General features: G+C 44.3%; 18 protein-coding genes. 1 reads left to right on the forward strand and 17 read right to left on the reverse strand.

All coding sequences use genetic code 11. The features are described from left to right. The 13 genes from urtA to M1M80_RS19205 form a co-directional block, all read right to left on the reverse strand. The gene (urtA, locus tag M1M80_RS19145; protein ID WP_060399698.1) at positions 1 to 1,257 is read right to left on the reverse strand and encodes an urea ABC transporter substrate-binding protein; all 1,257 of its coding nucleotides are present in this window, start codon (positions 1,255 to 1,257) and stop codon (positions 1 to 3) included. Between the two features lie 205 nt (positions 1,258 to 1,462). Then, positions 1,463 to 1,651 carry a CsbD family protein gene (locus M1M80_RS19150; RefSeq protein WP_060399699.1) on the reverse strand — a complete coding sequence of 63 codons (189 nt, stop codon included), beginning with the start codon at positions 1,649 to 1,651 and terminating at the stop codon, positions 1,463 to 1,465. 71 nt (positions 1,652 to 1,722) lie between these two features. Continuing rightward, entirely contained in the window at positions 1,723 to 2,202 is a 480-nt protein-coding gene (locus M1M80_RS19155; protein ID WP_060399700.1) for a hypothetical protein, read from the reverse strand. Positions 2,203 to 2,376: 174 nt separating this feature from the next. Then, positions 2,377 to 3,510: a response regulator aspartate phosphatase RapB gene (gene rapB, locus M1M80_RS19160; protein WP_060399701.1), complete on the reverse strand. Its 1,134-nt coding sequence runs from the start codon at positions 3,508 to 3,510 to the stop codon at positions 2,377 to 2,379. Between the two features lie 195 nt (positions 3,511 to 3,705). Then, positions 3,706 to 4,731 carry a GTP 3',8-cyclase MoaA gene (gene moaA, locus M1M80_RS19165; protein WP_060399702.1) on the reverse strand — a complete coding sequence of 342 codons (1,026 nt, stop codon included), beginning with the start codon at positions 4,729 to 4,731 and terminating at the stop codon, positions 3,706 to 3,708. 15 nt (positions 4,732 to 4,746) lie between these two features. Next, positions 4,747 to 5,535, reverse strand: coding sequence for a formate dehydrogenase accessory sulfurtransferase FdhD (gene fdhD / locus M1M80_RS19170; RefSeq protein WP_060399703.1), 789 nt, complete (start codon positions 5,533 to 5,535; stop codon positions 4,747 to 4,749). A gap of 102 nt (positions 5,536 to 5,637) precedes the next feature. Beyond that, complete coding sequence (locus tag M1M80_RS19175) at positions 5,638 to 5,799, reverse strand: hypothetical protein (protein WP_032731674.1); 162 nt, start codon at positions 5,797 to 5,799, stop codon at positions 5,638 to 5,640. Positions 5,800 to 5,891: 92 nt separating this feature from the next. After that, the gene (locus M1M80_RS19180) at positions 5,892 to 6,566 is read right to left on the reverse strand and encodes a vWA domain-containing protein (RefSeq protein WP_003235748.1); all 675 of its coding nucleotides are present in this window, start codon (positions 6,564 to 6,566) and stop codon (positions 5,892 to 5,894) included. 320 nt (positions 6,567 to 6,886) lie between these two features. Beyond that, positions 6,887 to 7,570, reverse strand: a complete 684-nt coding sequence (locus M1M80_RS19185) for a vWA domain-containing protein (protein WP_060399704.1) — start codon at positions 7,568 to 7,570, stop codon at positions 6,887 to 6,889. A 395-nt stretch (positions 7,571 to 7,965) separates the two neighbouring features. Further along, on the reverse strand, positions 7,966 to 8,997 hold the full coding sequence (spoIID, locus tag M1M80_RS19190) for a stage II sporulation protein D (protein ID WP_060399705.1): 1,032 nt from the start codon (positions 8,995 to 8,997) through the stop codon (positions 7,966 to 7,968). Between the two features lie 199 nt (positions 8,998 to 9,196). After that, a complete protein-coding gene (murA, locus tag M1M80_RS19195; RefSeq protein ID WP_003221875.1) occupies positions 9,197 to 10,507 on the reverse strand; it encodes a UDP-N-acetylglucosamine 1-carboxyvinyltransferase in 1,311 nt (436 codons plus the stop codon). Between the two features lie 33 nt (positions 10,508 to 10,540). Next, on the reverse strand, positions 10,541 to 11,281 hold the full coding sequence (locus M1M80_RS19200; protein WP_060399706.1) for a YwmB family TATA-box binding protein: 741 nt from the start codon (positions 11,279 to 11,281) through the stop codon (positions 10,541 to 10,543). 134 nt (positions 11,282 to 11,415) lie between these two features. Continuing rightward, entirely contained in the window at positions 11,416 to 11,646 is a 231-nt protein-coding gene (locus M1M80_RS19205) for a DUF1146 family protein (protein WP_003221879.1), read from the reverse strand. Positions 11,647 to 11,823: 177 nt separating this feature from the next. On the opposite strand from M1M80_RS19205, the gene M1M80_RS19210 reads away from it, so the two are divergent. Continuing rightward, positions 11,824 to 12,297, forward strand: coding sequence for a hypothetical protein (locus M1M80_RS19210; RefSeq protein ID WP_080429065.1), 474 nt, complete (start codon positions 11,824 to 11,826; stop codon positions 12,295 to 12,297). 33 nt (positions 12,298 to 12,330) lie between these two features. Here the strand turns inward: M1M80_RS19210 and M1M80_RS19215 are convergent, their stop codons facing one another. The 4 genes from M1M80_RS19215 to atpA form a co-directional block, all read right to left on the reverse strand. After that, complete coding sequence (locus M1M80_RS19215) at positions 12,331 to 12,729, reverse strand: F0F1 ATP synthase subunit epsilon (protein ID WP_003221882.1); 399 nt, start codon at positions 12,727 to 12,729, stop codon at positions 12,331 to 12,333. A 23-nt stretch (positions 12,730 to 12,752) separates the two neighbouring features. Further along, positions 12,753 to 14,174 (reverse strand): F0F1 ATP synthase subunit beta, encoded by a 1,422-nt coding sequence (gene atpD / locus M1M80_RS19220; protein WP_003235764.1) that lies wholly within the window; start codon positions 14,172 to 14,174, stop codon positions 12,753 to 12,755. A gap of 25 nt (positions 14,175 to 14,199) precedes the next feature. Then, complete coding sequence (gene atpG / locus M1M80_RS19225) at positions 14,200 to 15,063, reverse strand: ATP synthase F1 subunit gamma (protein WP_003235766.1); 864 nt, start codon at positions 15,061 to 15,063, stop codon at positions 14,200 to 14,202. Between the two features lie 76 nt (positions 15,064 to 15,139). Then, complete coding sequence (gene atpA, locus M1M80_RS19230; protein WP_060399709.1) at positions 15,140 to 16,648, reverse strand: F0F1 ATP synthase subunit alpha; 1,509 nt, start codon at positions 16,646 to 16,648, stop codon at positions 15,140 to 15,142. Positions 16,649 to 16,664 lie beyond the last annotated feature (16 nt).

The following is a 16,664-nucleotide window of genomic DNA, read 5'->3' on the forward strand; positions in this document are numbered from 1 at the left end:
TTATTTAGATAACCCCTTTGCCCAGTCGTACGTTTTTAGGTACGGATCAGGTTTTACAGGATCACCTGAGTTCCATACTTCTTTAAACTGTCCATCCCCCGTGATCTGTCCGATTCTGACCGTTTTGTAAAGATGCTGTGTATCCCCGTCAATTTTCACTGTGCCGCCCGGGGCCTTGAATGAAATCCCGTCAGCCGCTTTCTTCACCTTATCGACATCAAAGGACTTGGCTTTTTCAACAGCCGCTGCCCAGAGATAGACCGCATTATAGCCAGCTTCAATCGGATCGCTCGTCACCCGGCTATCGCCGTTCATTTTTTTATAGTCCTTCACGAATGTTTGATTTTCACTCGTATTAGTTGTCTGGAAGTAATTCCACACCGCATAATGTCCTTTTAGCACATCAGGGCCGATCCCCCGAATTTCTTCCTCAGCGACACTTGCCGACATGACAGGCATATCGTCGGCCGATATCCCCGCATCTTTCAGCTGTTTGAAAAACGCCACGTTGCTGTCACCGTTTAATGTATTAAAAATGACATCGGGCTGTTTTTCTTTGATTTTGCTGACGAGCGTACTGTAATTCGTGTGGCCGAGCGGCGTATACTCTTCACCGGCAATTTCTCCTCCGGCCGCCTTCACTTGCGCTTTAATGATTTTGTTGGCTGTTCTCGGGAACACATAATCTGATCCAATCAGAAAGAAGGTCTTCCCCTTCTTCTTCAGCAGCCAATCGACAGCCGGCACAATTTGCTGATTTGTCGTTGCTCCGGTATAAACAATATTAGGTGATGACTCCATTCCTTCGTACTGTACCGGATAGAATAAAAGCCCATTATTTTGCTCCACAACCGGAAGCATGGCTTTGCGGCTTGCTGACGTCCACCCGCCAAAAACAGCAGCCGCTTTATCCTGCTGAAGCAGCTTTCTCATTTTTTCCGCATATGTAGGCCAGTCTGAGGCGCCGTCTTCTACGACGGGCTCTAGCTTTTTGCCGAGAACTCCGCCTTTTTGATTGATTTCGTTAATAGCCATTAGCTCTGCATCATGGACGGACACTTCGCTGATCGCCATTGTCCCGCTTAATGAGTGAAGAATCCCGACCTTCACTGAATCCCCGCTTGTGTCGATTTCAACTGTTTTTTTCGCAGCCCCGCTGGCTTCCGACACTTTCTTGGGCGCAGTACATCCCGTCATCAAAACCATGATCAGAAACAACTGAAAAACAGCCTGTATTCCAACCCCTTTGTTTTTCATTCAGAACCTCCCTTTGTCTGATTTTCACCAATCGATGTTATAAAAGTTAACAACTTATGTCATTATTATATAGAAGAGGTTCATTAATTCAAAGAATATTTAGAAATTTTAGATACCTTAACCAAATCGATTGCTTTTTTTGTTATATTTATTCACATCAACAAAAAAGGCAGGAAACATATCGTTTCCTGCCTCTTCCGTATGATTAATCTTTATCTGTGAATGTATCCTTTGCTTTCCCGATATCCTTTTGGATCTCGCCTTTCGCCTTATCTTTTTTGCCTTCTGCCTGCATATCCGCTTTATCGGTCATATCTCCGACTTTATCCTTCACTTCTCCTTTGGCTTTATTTAAGCCGCCTTTCATTTTATCTTTTACACTATCGTTACCCATGTTGTTCTCTCCCTTCAATTATGTGTGTACTTGTTACCTTCCCGATCTGACAGGCGGTAAACATTTGAATGTTATTTATCGATTTCGTAGCGCTCTCCATAGCGAAGCACCTTGTATATTGCCAGCCCGTCTGATGACTTTTTCTCTGAATACCGTACCGGAAGCAGGGCGAAAAACACGTAATACGTAGAAAAATAGACAAACTGATAGAAAAACACATTCGGCTTTAATACACTGTGTAAAATCAGCAAGTTGACCGTAAAAATCGTTAACAGATTAAACAGGCAGCCCCCGGCATACACGAGTGCATGTGAGAACCGATTGTCGATTTTCAGCTCACCATACCGGCAAAAAGAATCCATAAAATAGATCGTTCTGATCCGTATCGGCCCAATCTGGAGCAGCGTTTTGCCCATTCCAATATCCAATGATCCTTTTCCGCCAAAAATAAAAGCCATAAAGCTGTGCCCTGAAACATGTATGATCGATACAAGCGGCAGAACAATGAGGAAAGACCACAGAAACTTCACCATATCATTGAAACCAAACATCAAATTCCCCCTCACGCTTGTCATAGACTCCGGCACCGTCTGGACCCTGCCATTTTGACGTTTGTGTTCAAAAGCAATATGTAGCGATTTTTCCTGTTCTCCCCGGAAATAAACGTTCCGATGCTCCCCTTTTTTTGCATATAAAAAAACCACCTGGCAGCAGATGGTTTCGTCTCATACTTGATATAAACAATCGTTCCTTTGAATCATCTCTCTCATGCTGACCGCTTTTTCATAAAAATACACCGCTTCTTTGTAGTGTTCGCGATGACTGAAATAGGAGGCAGCATCCAAAGCGAATTCTTCAATATATACGTAAAGGGCTTTTTCTTCCATATAGTCAAATACTTCTTGAATCATATCCAAATTGACAGATTCCACATATAAGGCCTGCAGAAATTTATATTTTGCCAGACTGAAGAAGTCGTTTCGTTTTTGGGCAATGGCAATCCCTTTTTCGTAGTACCGCATCGCAACTTGGACATCTTGTTTTTTGAAAAGAACGCGGGTCAGGCTGAATAGCGCTTTCGGAAGCTGTTCCAGCTGATGCTCTTCAAAGACAGGTAGCGCTTTTTCAAAGTATTCCGCAGCTTGATCCAGCTCTCCTTTGTCATCATAGCAATTCCCGATGTTATAGAGGGCTGAGCCGATCAAACGGGGCTGCCCTTCCAATAAAGCCAGACGATACGCGTCATCCAAGTGCTCCAGCGCTTTTTCATAATTTCTGTAGTCAATGTAGTTACCTGATATGACGAAATGGCATTGAATTCTTCTGACTCTGTAAAAATCGTTAGCCTTATACGTCTCAAGCGCCTGTACGGCGTGGTTCATGGAAAAGTGCGTCTGCTTCATGATATAAAAGACTTCCGCCACTTTAAAATGATATTCCGCTCTTTCAATTTCATCTTCTACAAACGCAAGCATCTTCTCAGCTTTCCGATAAAAGGATATAGCCGAGATGTAATTGTTCTGTTCAAATTCGTACATTCCTCTGAATAAGTGAAAATAATACTCAGATAATCCGGAGATGCTGTCCTGATTGCTTTCCAGCGTTTGGATCAATTCTCGATATTGAAGCTGAGATTCCTCGTGCAAGTCGGGCTTTACATAATCCAGCATAATTTGGTGCCGGTAACTGATCAGCTGATAATACAGGAGAAGCAGCTGATCCTCTTCCATATGTTCTATGTCTTGATCAATCTCTTCCTTCAGCTTAACGGCATCAGCCACTTGAAATGCTAAAATATGCTTATACCACTTATTGATTTTCACTCCTACTTGAGATGACGGGATCTCGTACGCGGCCATGCCCCTCCAACCCTTTCTGTTTTCTAATTGGTTATATTTTATCATAATGTATGGCTTTGGAATTAAAATTTTCTTACAATGATTCCTTCTTTATGCCTATCCTTATATATTTCGGTTTTTGTATGTATTTTTTGCACATAAGCTTTTTCATCAAAAAAGCTTACCGGACACGCCGATAAGCTCTTTCATTTCATATTAACCGCCAATATAAGACATTTCCACTTTCTTTTTGCCGGATGCTTTTGATAGCGTACGATCGACCGAATATTGATCGATGCGGTTTTTCCACACTTTTCCGATCATCTCTGACAGTTCGTGATCGCTTAACCCCTGCCGAACCGGCGCTCTGAGGTCAAATCCGCTTGAAGCGAATAAGCAGGTAAACAGCTCTCCTCTCGCAGAAAGACGAGCCCTGTTGCACGATCCGCAGAACGCATCAGATACAGATGATATGACGCCGATTTCTCCAGATCCGTCCAAGTAGCGGAATCTGAAAGCCACTTCTCCTTTATAATTAGGCGCGGTCGGCTCAACAGGCATCTGTTCATTGATCAAATCAATGATTTCCGCCTTTGTCATGACGTCCTTCTTTTCCCATTGGTTGGTGTTGCCCACGTCCATAAATTCAATGAATCTCAGGATATGTCCTTTTTCTTTAAAATAACGCGCCATAGGCAGAATATCTTTTTCATTGACGCCCTTTTGGACGACCATGTTGATTTTCACACCGAGCCCCGCTTGCTTCGCCGCTTCAATGCCTTCCAGCACCTTGCTGACAGAAATCCCGCGTCCGTTTATCTTTTTAAACCGCTCGTCCTCTAAAGAATCAAGGCTGACTGTGACCCGTTTCAGCCCGGCTTCCTTGAGTCTCTCCGCATAAACAGGCAGCAGTGATCCGTTTGTCGTCATCGCAATGTCACGGACACCCGGAATGCGGGCCAGTTTTTTGATTAATTCGGGCATATCTTTTCTCATGAGAGGCTCTCCGCCGGTTAAGCGGATTTTTTCAACACCGAACCTTGTGACAAACAGCGTCGCAAGCCGTTCCAGCTCCTCAAATGAAAGCAGCTCCTCTTTCTTTAAAAAAGGATAATCCGGGCCGAATAATTCGGCGGGCATACAGTACGTGCATCGGAAGTTGCAGCGGTCTGTAACAGAAATGCGAAGGTCTCTCAGCGGTCTGTTCCTTTTATCCAACATCTGACGCGATTCTGTATTCATAGCTACAGCCCCTTCCTATCCCCCGATTCTCTCAGGGTGTGTATATACATTAAACGATCCGTTTCTGACAAATCCGATCGCTGTAATATTTAATTCTTCCGCCATTTGAATCGCAAGCTCCGTCGGGGCCGATTTGGAAATGACAATCGACACACCGATTTTTGCCGCTTTTAACAGGACTTCTGATGAGATTCTGCCGCTGAACACAATCAGTTTGTCGCGGACGGACATCCCGTTCAGAAGACAGTGTCCGTATAATTTATCAAGTGCGTTGTGCCGGCCGATATCTGTGCGCATCAGGAGCAGTTTCTCTGTGTCACAAAGCGCCGCATTGTGGACGCCACCCGTATCCTGAAACGTTCCGCTCCCTTGTTGCATGTCTTTCATAAGCGCCAGACACGCTTCAGGCGATATCTTGATTTGGCTGACAGCCGTTTTTGCGGTTTTGACATCCTGCTGAAAGTAAAAATGGCGGCCCTTTCCGCAGCATGAGCCGATCACCCGTTTCGTATAATCCTTTTGATCCAATGTCTCAGGATGAACGAGATCGACATAAACAAAACCGAGACTTTCATCTATTGTAAACCTTTTAATCTCTTTTTGAAATCGTATTACACCCTCTGATGCGAGAAATCCGATGACAAGCTCTTTGATATGCTCCGGCGTACAAACGAGCGTCACAAATTCACTTCCGTTCAGTATCACTGTCAAAGGGTATTCCGTTACCATCCGGTCTTCTATTTTGCTGATTTCCCCTTGTTCATAGCGCCATACATCCCTGACCGCAGTTACTTTATCGTTCAATGTCTCTTCCCCTCCGCAATGTTCCTGCCTCTATATTTTTTCACACTCCTCGGATTTTGTCGAATCCTGAGACATAAAAAAGAGCCCTCTATATAAAGGGCTCTATGTTTGATTATGCCGATTCTTTTTCAGGATCGTAAACAGCACAACGGCCGCGATCAAGGTGAGCATACTGACAAAAAAGAAGGCTGCCAGTTTTAGAAAAACACCGAGCAATATGAATGCCACGGCGGCAATAAGAAAAATCATTCCTAATAATCTCATCTGTTCAACCCCTTTTAAGGGTATCATTCCCGCACCGATCGTTTTTAAACCAATAGAAAAAGGCGCCTGGGGGAGCGCCTTCACTCAAACGATTACTCAGTAAATTTTTGTGCTTCTTTTTCCCAAGCCTGTTCGAACTCATCGGCGCTGTTTGCTGAAATATATTCTCCGCCGCCAGCAACAGCCGCCTGTTTCATCTCTTCATTTCCTTTAACATCAAAGTTGAAGCCAATGATGTTTACGATCGTATCCACATTCGCTTCACGAAGCTTTGCAATTTCCGCCGCTGGATCTCCGCCGCACGTTTCCTCACCGTCAGTGATTAAATACACCACGTTTTTCCCGTCAGCGTCAAATGCTTCAAATTCTTTTCTTGTATCTGAAAGTGCTTTGGCAATCGGTGTCCAGCCAGTCGGCTTGATTTCACTCAATGAATTGTCAAACAGCGATCCTTCATATGGGTGAAGACCGTAAATGGTTTCCGTCGTGCTGCATGAAAGAGCTTTGCCGGACAATTTATTGTTTCCAGCATGTCCGAAAACGCGAAGCATGAGATTTGTATCCTTCGGAAGCAGCTCGGCAAAAGACTTTACTGATTTTTTTGCAATGTCTATTTTGCGCTCTCCCCCTGTTTTTTGAACCATGCTTCCGCTTCCGTCAAACAAAACCGCTACATTTGTGTCAGCCTGTTTTTCAGCGGCAAAAGACGGAGATGCAAAGGAGACAGTCAGCAATCCAATGATACCGGCAGCCAGCAATTTTTTCATGTTCATCTTCCTTTCTTTATCATATTTTCCAACTATAGTTGGATTCTTCTTTATGCTAGAATATGAAAATGCAAAAAGATATAGGACAAGCTGCCTTTTGTGCCGCTTTCACTTCCTGTACAAAATCGCTTGAAACGCTGATCTTTTTTAGACATTTTCGCCTAGAAAGCATAAACAGATTGTGACATCCTTCATTCTTTTTTCGCCGTAATCATGTTATAAAACGGAAATCTGCTACTATACTACAGGCAGACAGCTCATCACTTTTGAAAATTTTGTTACATAAAAAAAGAGGCTGACCTTCATCAGCCTCTTTTTTCTTATTTAGATAACATCAGTGATTGCTGAGTGAAGATTTTCTCAACATCTTTTTGAGTATAAGCAGGGAAGTATTCACCGCCGCCTACTTTCGCAATCGCGTTCAGCTGGCCTTTATATCCCTCTTTATAATCAAAACCGATCACATTAACAGTGATATTGTCTTTATGCAGTTCTTTTGCTGTTTTAATTGGATTTCCTCCGCACGTTTCCTCACCGTCTGTCAGCAGATACACCACTTTTTCCCCTTTAGTGTCAAGCTGGTCAAAAGAAGATTTCGCCTCGTTCAGCGCTTTGGCAATTGGCGTCCAGCCAGTCGGCCCAATTGCATTGAGAGAATTGAGGAAGCTTTGCTCGTTAAAGCTTTGGAAGCCGTATACGTTGCGGATGGATTCACATGACTGAACTTTTCCGGAATTTTTATTGTTTCCTTCTGAACCAAACACGCTCATTTTCACCTGAGTTCCTTCCGGCAGTGAGCTTGCAAACTTAGAAATTTCTTTTTTAGCTGAATTAAATTTAGATACACCGTCTATTCTTTTCGCCATGCTTCCGCTGGCATCAAGCAATACTGCCACGTTTGCCGGAGCTTCAGCCTCCGATTCTTTCTTTTCAGCCGCAAAAGCAGGTGAAGTTAATCCAAATAGCAAGCCTGTCATCATGATCAGTGAAAATCTTTTCTTCATGTTCGTACCCCTTTACAAGTTTGTTTCTGCGTGCAGATGTTCAACGCTGAACATAACTAATCGTAATCGACAAAAACAGAGAAATAAATAGGGCGGGCTTCCCCATTGCTGTTGTTTACTTTTGCATAGAAACCTTTGTTTTTATTAGTGATTTCCGCCTAACGCTATGATGAAAATAGATGATTGTCGGCCTTTCGGCTTTCGTTATATGAGTCTGTCGAAGTCTGTCGATAAATGTGGATTACTTTACCACAATCTCAAAGCCATAAATCAGGAAAAAGGGATCGATTCCCTTGTCACCCTAAAGACTGTCAGGAGCTTCTCTAAACAGTTTTAACCGCCCCTAGATAAAAGACATTCAGGAACAGAAAAAGACGCTCAGTGAGCGTCTTTTTTTACTTCTTCGCCATATATTTATTCAAAAACGAATCTGCGTCTGAAATTTGTGTGCCTTGGTAATAGTACTTCACAATTTGATCAACCGTTTTGCCTTCTTTCGCCATAAAATTAGCGCCATATTGGCTCATCCCGACACCGTGGCCAAATCCTTTCGTCGTGACTGTAATCGTGTCTCCGTTTCGCTCCCAATCAAAATCGGCTGAATTAAGGCCCAGCTTTTCGCGTATGTCTCTTCCTTTCAGCGTCTTGCCGTTAATAACGGCTGTTGCGACCTGATGGCCCGGTGTCTCTCCGGTAATCTTTCCGACTGTGCCAGACCCATCCAGCTTGACGCCAAGCTTTTGCTCAAATTCTGCCGCTGTAAAGGTTTTCGTTGCCAAATATTTTGGCGACTTTTTATCCCAAGCGCTTTTGACGCTTTTTAAATATGGGATGGCACTTGTCCAATAGGCTTCTGCATTTTCTGTGTAGCCGTTGCTTGTGGAGAAAAAAGAGGCTTCAATCGGCTGGTTGTTGTACGTTAAGATTTTGCCTTGCGTGCTGGCAACTGCATCTGTGATTTTCTTCAGTTTTCCCTCATAGCTCGCGCCCCACTGTTTTTTCAGCTCTGCTTTGCTTTTATACACCTGAAACATCTGGGTATCATCCACCAGCGAGCCTTTAGGAGCCTCTACCGCTGAATTTGAGACCATCAATCTGACAATAAACGTTCTGGCGGCGAGCGCCTGAGCTTTCAGCGCTTCAGATTCAAAGGTTGCCGGCATTTCGGAGGCGACGACTCCAATCACATACTCTTCAAGCGGAATGTCTTCTACGGATTGATTTGCGGTTCGATAGACGGGAATAGAAACAGGCGATGCTTTCAACGTTTCCGCTCCTTTTGATGCTGGTTTCGTGCTGACTGCTGTCTTTCCTGATTCTACGCTGGCCCCCGCTTCTTTGTTATGCTGGAACGGTATGACCAAGAGTGTGGGAATCAAGAGAATCAATGCACATAGTACGGATAGTGTGATTACGAATTGTTTCATATTCAGCTGCCTCCTGCTCGGGATTCGACTCTAGTCTAGTCTATGGGCAGGGACAAGCTAATATGACTCTCGTTTTGGACAGAAACTTTATTTGTCATTTACGTATTCTTTTTTGCTATTTTGCGCATAATGATGATAATACACGAAAAATAAAAAATCAGTATGCCAGAGTGACATACTGATTTTTAGGTAAGTTTGTTTATGCGTTTAAGTCAGAAACGACTTCTTTGTTCTCTTGCTCAGAAGCAGACTCATCATTTACACGTTCGATGTCTGCGCCAATAGCTGCAAGCTTCTTATGGAAATCAACGTAACCGCGGTCTAAGTGCTTCAGTTCTGTAACACGTGTATGACCTTCAGCCACTAACCCCGCAAGAATCAGCGCTGCACCTGCACGCAAATCAGTCGCTGCAACTTCAGCTCCCTGAAGCTGTACAGGGCCATTAATGATGACAGAACGTCCTTCAATCTTGATATCACCATTCATACGGCGGAATTCTTCCGCATGCATAAAACGGTTTTCAAAAACAGTTTCTGTAATCATGCTTGTGCCGCTTGCACGAAGCAGAAGCGCCATCATTTGTGACTGCATGTCAGTCGGGAAGCCTGGGTGAGGCATTGTTTTAATGTCAATCGGTTTAAGTTCTTTCGGGCCGATGACACGCAGACCTTCACCTTCATCCTTAATCGTTACACCCATCTCTTCCATTTTTGCAATTAAAGAGGTGAGGTGTTCAGGAACCGCCCCTTTAACTAATACGTTTCCTTCAGTAATTGCAGCGGCAACCATAAATGTGCCCGCTTCAATGCGGTCAGGAATAATATGGTGTTTTACGCCGTGAAGCTTTTCGACTCCTTCAATTTTGATGGTGCCGGTGCCCGCTCCGCGGATTTTTCCGCCCATGCCATTGATATAGTTTGCTAAATCAACGATTTCAGGTTCTTTCGCCACGTTCTCCAGCGTTGTTGTTCCTTCAGCTAGAGCGGCTGCCATAATCAGGTTCTCTGTAGCTCCTACACTTGGGAAGTCCAGATAGATTTTTGCGCCTTGCAGACGGCCTTTTACTTCAGCTTCGATGAAGCCATTGCCGACTTTGATTTCTGCGCCCATTGCTTCAAAACCTTTTAAATGCTGATCAATCGGTCTGGAACCAATTGCGCATCCGCCCGGAAGCGCAACTCTTGCATGACCTGTACGCGCAAGAAGCGGCCCCATGACAAGCACAGATGCACGCATTTTACGAACATATTCAAAAGGTGCTTCAGTTTGCAAAGCGTATGAAGCATTTACAGTCACTTCATTATTCTCAAAATGCACATCTGCTCCTAAATGACGCAACACTTCGTTAATTGTATATACATCGGAGAGCGTAGGTACATCACAAATTACGCTTTTTTCTTCACTTGCTAATAAAGATGCAGCGATAACAGGTAAAACGGCATTTTTAGCGCCTTCAACTTTGACTGTGCCGTTTAACTTTTGACCGCCGCGGACGATGATTTTTTCCAAGGTATTCCCCTCCGCGTCCCTAAATTCTCTATATTAATATTCAGTCGTAACGATTGGTGTGCCAACCGTAACGGTATGTTTTCCGCCCATTCCTGCACTTCTAAGTGCAATTTGCAAATTCATTTTATGTTTCGAGGTCATGATGTACTCTTCCCACTCATCTGTAAACGCAGAAATAGAAACGAAATTTGGCTCAACTACATGTTCTACAGATCTTGCTTGAAATTCTTTTAATAACTGATTTGCTTTTTTTTGCAAAACAATATTCATATTATCATCTAAATGACCATTTAGACAAGTAAAAATAACTACTTTTTCTTGGAATATCCCGAGTGTCTCCCGTTCAAACTGTTCATATGTATCATTCCAGCTATTCGGTGTCTCAAGACTCATTTGCTCATATAATAAATACGAAGTTGGGTTGTGTTTTTTGAGGGTTGTGACAAGCTGCAGTCTAAAAGAAGTGCGATTTTTTTTGTCAGTATATGTGCCAATTGCCTTTACGATTTTATCTTCCTGTGCAATCGCCCAATGATATTGACGATACTCTGATTTTAAATGTTGCACTTTTTTATAAAATTCTTTCTTGGTCAGCGACATGTTTTGTTTTGCATGCAATGTCCACTTATCTATTGACACATCTTGGCGTTCCATTCCCTCTGCAATTTGTGCTAACGGCGTTAACTCACTCGCATGAATTGTATGGAAAACAGCAATGACGAAGCTTAACATCACGGATATGATAATGGCGTAGCGTACTTGTTTTTTCTTCATGTTCATCTCTCCCCCTTATCCCCAGTTTTACCGGAGGCAAGAGGCGCCATACGTAAAAATCTTCGTCAAAACTCGAGCTATTCGCTTCAACCTGCTTCCCCAACCATTCCCATGATTATGATGTTCAAAACCTATTAAAATAGATAGGGAAGCTGCTGTGAATAATTGAGGTAATCTAAAAAGAAATTCGCAACGGTTGTTCCAATGGCGATTGTCAGCAAAATCATCAGGAGTCTTGCCTGCACGACTTTGCCTTTTTTGATTAACGGATCGATATTGACGGCTTGCAGCGCCCACCAAGTCACCGCTATAAAAATCAGGTGAACGACAATGCCAATTGCAGCCTGCTGTCCCAATACACTCATCTATTCCACTCCTTTCATCCTTTCTCCGCGTTTATACCCTTTCTTATTATATAAGAAGCACAGATAAAGATGATACATTTTATACAGAATGGAATAATCAGCCAAATATAGGGCTGATCCCCGCTTAAAGTGCGATTCTTTTACATGGTATACTTTGTTGGAAAGGAGCTGGCAAATGTGAATCATTCTTTTTTTCAGCCTGAAAAGCAATACAGTGAGGATCTGCCAATTTTTGATCAGGAATGGGAAGCAATTGCATTCTATTATGATTATAGACAGTCACAGATTGAAGAACTGAATGAATTGTGTCAGTTTTATAACATTTCTCTTACCTATACGAGAGAAAGCCTTGAAGAGCTTGAAAACCTTTATTTTCAAAGTATACAAGAGCTTTTGCTTGCTGATTGGAATCTTCCTATTGAAGAATTCGAGAAAATGATCAGTGTTTATCTTATAGATTGCGTGATTGCCCACCATGAAGATGCTGAATGGATCGTAAAGCCTTACCCGTATACAGACGGCGCTTATACAATGGGCTTTAGAAGACATCGCAAATCATGGCATACCATGAATTGCTGTGATCGTTTATACTTGCGGCAAAAAGAGAGTCAGCCGCTTTTGTCGCTGTTTGATTCTCTTGTGCGATCATAAAAAAATCCTTCTCATAAAGAGAAGGATTTTTTCTTATTTCCCTGCTACATCCAATCTGTTCAAAGCCCGCTGTAACGCAAGCTCAGCCCGACGAATGTCAGTATCATCTGATTGAGAATTCAAACGCTCCTGCGCCCGCTGACGTGCAGCTGCAGCGCGCTCTTTATCGATGCCTTCCGCTGTCTCAGCAGCCTGGGCAAGGATGGTAACCTGATCAGGACGGACTTCTACAAATCCGCCGCTGACGGCAACCAATTCAGTCTGCCCGTCTTTTTTCAGACGGACAGCGCCGATTTTAAGAGGAGCCACGGTTGGAATATGACCTGGCAAAATACCGAGATCGCCGCTTTCGGCTCTCACGCTCACCATTTCGATATCCGCATCGTATACTGGGCCGTCGGGAGTAACGATATTGACTTTAACGGTCTTCATGCTTTTACCCTCCTAGGACCAGATTAAACTTCTACACCCATTTCTTTTGCTTTCTCAACAACTTCTTCGATACGGCCTACAAGACGGAACGCATCTTCAGGAAGATGGTCGTATTTGCCGGCTAAGATTTCTTTGAAACCTTGAACCGTTTCTTTTACAGGCACGTAAGAACCTTTTTGTCCAGTGAACTGTTCAGCCACGTGGAAGTTTTGAGAAAGGAAGAACTGAATGCGGCGTGCGCGTTGAACGACAAGCTTGTCTTCATCACTCAATTCATCCATACCGAGAATCGCAATGATATCTTGAAGCTCTTTGTAACGCTGAAGTGTTGACTGTACTTCACGGGCAACCGCATAATGCTCTTCTCCGACAATTTCAGGAGCAAGGGCGCGAGATGTAGAAGCCAACGGATCAACCGCAGGGTAAATACCCATTTCAGTTAACTTACGCTCAAGGTTTGTTGTCGCATCCAAGTGAGCGAACGTAGTTGCCGGCGCCGGGTCAGTGTAGTCATCGGCAGGCACGTAGATCGCCTGGATAGATGTAACTGATCCAACGTTAGTAGACGTGATACGCTCTTGGAGCTGACCCATTTCAGTTGCAAGCGTCGGCTGATAACCAACCGCTGAAGGCATACGGCCAAGAAGGGCTGAAACCTCTGAACCCGCTTGTGTGAAACGGAAAATGTTATCGATAAAGAACAGTACGTCCTGTCCTTGTACATCACGGAAGTGCTCAGCCATTGTAAGGCCTGTCAAAGCAACACGCATACGTGCGCCCGGCGGCTCGTTCATTTGTCCAAATACCATGGCTGTTTTGTTGATTACGCCAGAGTCGCTCATTTCGTAGAAAAGGTCGTTCCCTTCACGAGTACGCTCCCCTACACCGGCGAATACAGAGATACCGCCGTGCTCTTGCGCGATGTTGTTGATTAATTCCTGGATTAATACGGTTTTACCTACACCGGCACCGCCGAATAATCCGATCTTACCGCCCTTGATGTATGGAGCAAGCAAGTCAACAACTTTAATACCTGTTTCAAGAATTTCAACTTCTGTTGAAAGCTGATCAAATGAAGGCGCCTGTCTGTGAATCGGATCCTTTTTCGCATCCGCAGGGACTGGCTCATTCAAATCAATATTTTCTCCGAGTACGTTAAATACACGGCCGAGTGTTACATCACCAACTGGTACTGAGATTGGTGCTCCTGTATCAACAGCTTCCATTCCGCGCTGAACACCATCCGTAGATGCCATTGCGATTGTACGGACTGTATCATCGCCTAAATGAAGAGCGACCTCAAGCGTTAAATCAATACCTACTTCATTTTCACTTGCAGCTGGCTGTGAAATTTTAATCGCATTATAAATTTCAGGCAAATGACCGTCTTCAAAACGCACGTCGACGACCGGTCCTAATACCTGGCTAACGCGTCCTTTCTTCATCGCTATCCCTCCTGACAAAATCTTTCTATTCTAAAGCGGCTGCTCCGCCGACAATTTCCGTAATTTCTTGTGTGATGGCTGCTTGGCGAGCGCGGTTGTAAGAAAGCGAAAGTGAATCGATAAGTTCCTTCGCGTTGTCTGTCGCGTTTTTCATCGCCGTCATTCTTGCAGCGTGCTCACTTGCTTTACTGTCAAGAAGCGCACCAAAGATTAAGCTTTCTGCATATTGAGGAAGCAAAACCTCCAGAACCTCCTCTTCAGACGGTTCAAATTCATAAGACGCCGTTCTCTTTCCGCCGCCGCTGCCCAAATCAGATAACGGCAGAAGTTTTTTCTCCGTTACTTCTTGAGAAATGGCGCTGACGAAATGGTTATACACAAGGTGCAATTCATCAAACGCACCATCTATAAACATTTGGATCGTTTGTCGGGCAAGGTCCTTAATTTCTGTAAACGTTACTTCATCTCCAAGTCCTGTTAACTCAGAAATGATCGGAATCTCACGTTTCTTAAAGAAATCACGGCCTACTCTTCCGATGACGATCACCGCATACTCATCCTTAGACTGATGACGTTCTTGCATGGCCTGATAAGCACTTCGTAAAACCGAACTGTTAAAAGCGCCGGCAAGACCGCGGTCAGACGTAATGACAAGGTATGCCGTCTTTTTCACTTCTCTGCTGAGAAGCATCGGATGCTTTACGTTGCCGGAAACTCTCCCGACATTTGACACAACCTCTTGGATCTTATCCATATATGGCACAAATGATTTTGCGTTGTTTTCTGCACGATTCAGCTTAGCCGCAGATACCATCTGCATGGCTTTTGTAATCTGGCTCGTTTTTTTTGTTGACGTGATCCTTGACTTAATATCGCGTAATGAGGCCAAAGATTTCACCACCTTTTCTCTTCATCTGCGTAAAAAGAGAGAAAAAGAGAACCTTTTTCTCTCATCAGCATTCGAGTTAGTTGCTTGGTGCAAATGTGCGTTTGAAGCCTTCGATTGCAGCATTGAAGTCTTCATCAGCAGGAAGGTTTCCTGTTTTCGCAATTCCGTCAAGCAGTTCTTTATGGTTTTGGTCAAGGTACATGTAGTACTCTTCTTCAAAACGTCTGATATCCGCTACAGGAATATCATCAAGATGTCCTTTTGTCAGCGCATAAAGAATGGCTACTTGCTTTTCAACCGGAAGCGGCTTGTTCAGATCCTGCTTCAGCACTTCAACTGTACGCGCACCGCGGTTCAGTTTCGCCTGAGTCGCCTGGTCGAGGTCAGATCCGAATTGAGCGAATGCTTCCAGCTCACGGTATGATGCAAGGTCAAGACGCAAAGTTCCTGATACTTTTTTCATCGCTTTAATTTGCGCTGAACCGCCGACACGGGATACAGACAATCCGGCATTGATCGCTGGACGTACGCCTGAGAAGAACAAATCAGATTGCAGGAAGATCTGTCCGTCGGTGATGGAAATTACGTTCGTCGGAATATAAGCAGAGATATCTCCGGCTTGTGTTTCTACGAACGGCAGAGCTGTAATTGATCCTGCGCCTTTCGCGTCGCTAAGCTTTGCTGCACGCTCAAGCAGACGGGAATGAAGGTAGAATACATCCCCAGGGAACGCTTCACGGCCTGGCGGACGGCGAAGAAGCAAGGACAGCTCACGGTAAGCAGCCGCTTGTTTAGAAAGATCATCGTATACAACAAGAACGTGCTTGCCGTTGTACATAAATTCTTCTGCCATTGTAACCCCTGCATACGGAGCCAGGTACAGAAGCGGTGCCGGCTGTGACGCAGACGCCGTTACAACGATTGTATAATCAAGCGCGCCGTGCTTACGCAATGTTTCTACTACGCCGCGGACTGTTGATTCTTTTTGACCGATCGCAACGTATACGCAGATCATGTCTTGGTCTTTTTGGTTCAGGATCGCATCGATCGCAACAGATGTTTTACCTGTTTGACGGTCACCGATGATCAGTTCACGCTGGCCGCGTCCGATTGGGATCAGTGCATCGATCGCTTTAATACCAGTTTGAAGCGGTTCATGAACGGATTTACGGTCCATAACGCCTGGTGCAGGGCTTTCGATCGGACGAGTTTTGCTTGTGAGGATCGGGCCAAGTCCGTCTACCGGCTGACCTAATGGGTTCACAATACGGCCGATTAGTTCCTCACCGACAGGAACCTCCATGATGCGGCCTGTTCTTTTTACTTCGTCTCCCTCACGGATCTCACTGAAAGGTCCTAAGATGACGATACCTACGTTTGATTCTTCAAGGTTTTGAGCCATACCCAAAACACCGTTTGAAAACTCGACAAGTTCACCGGCCATACAGTTGTCAAGGCCGTGTACACGAGCAATACCGTCACCGACTTGGATGACTGTACCTACGTCTTGAACTTCAATATCAGATTGATAATTTTGTATTTGCTGTTTTATCAGCGTGCTAATCTCTTCAGCTTTGATGCTCACTTAGGTTTCACCCCTT

Origin of the sequence: Bacillus inaquosorum (genome assembly GCF_023238325.1) — a bacterium.
Taxonomy (GTDB): Bacteria; Bacillota; Bacilli; order Bacillales; family Bacillaceae; genus Bacillus; species Bacillus inaquosorum.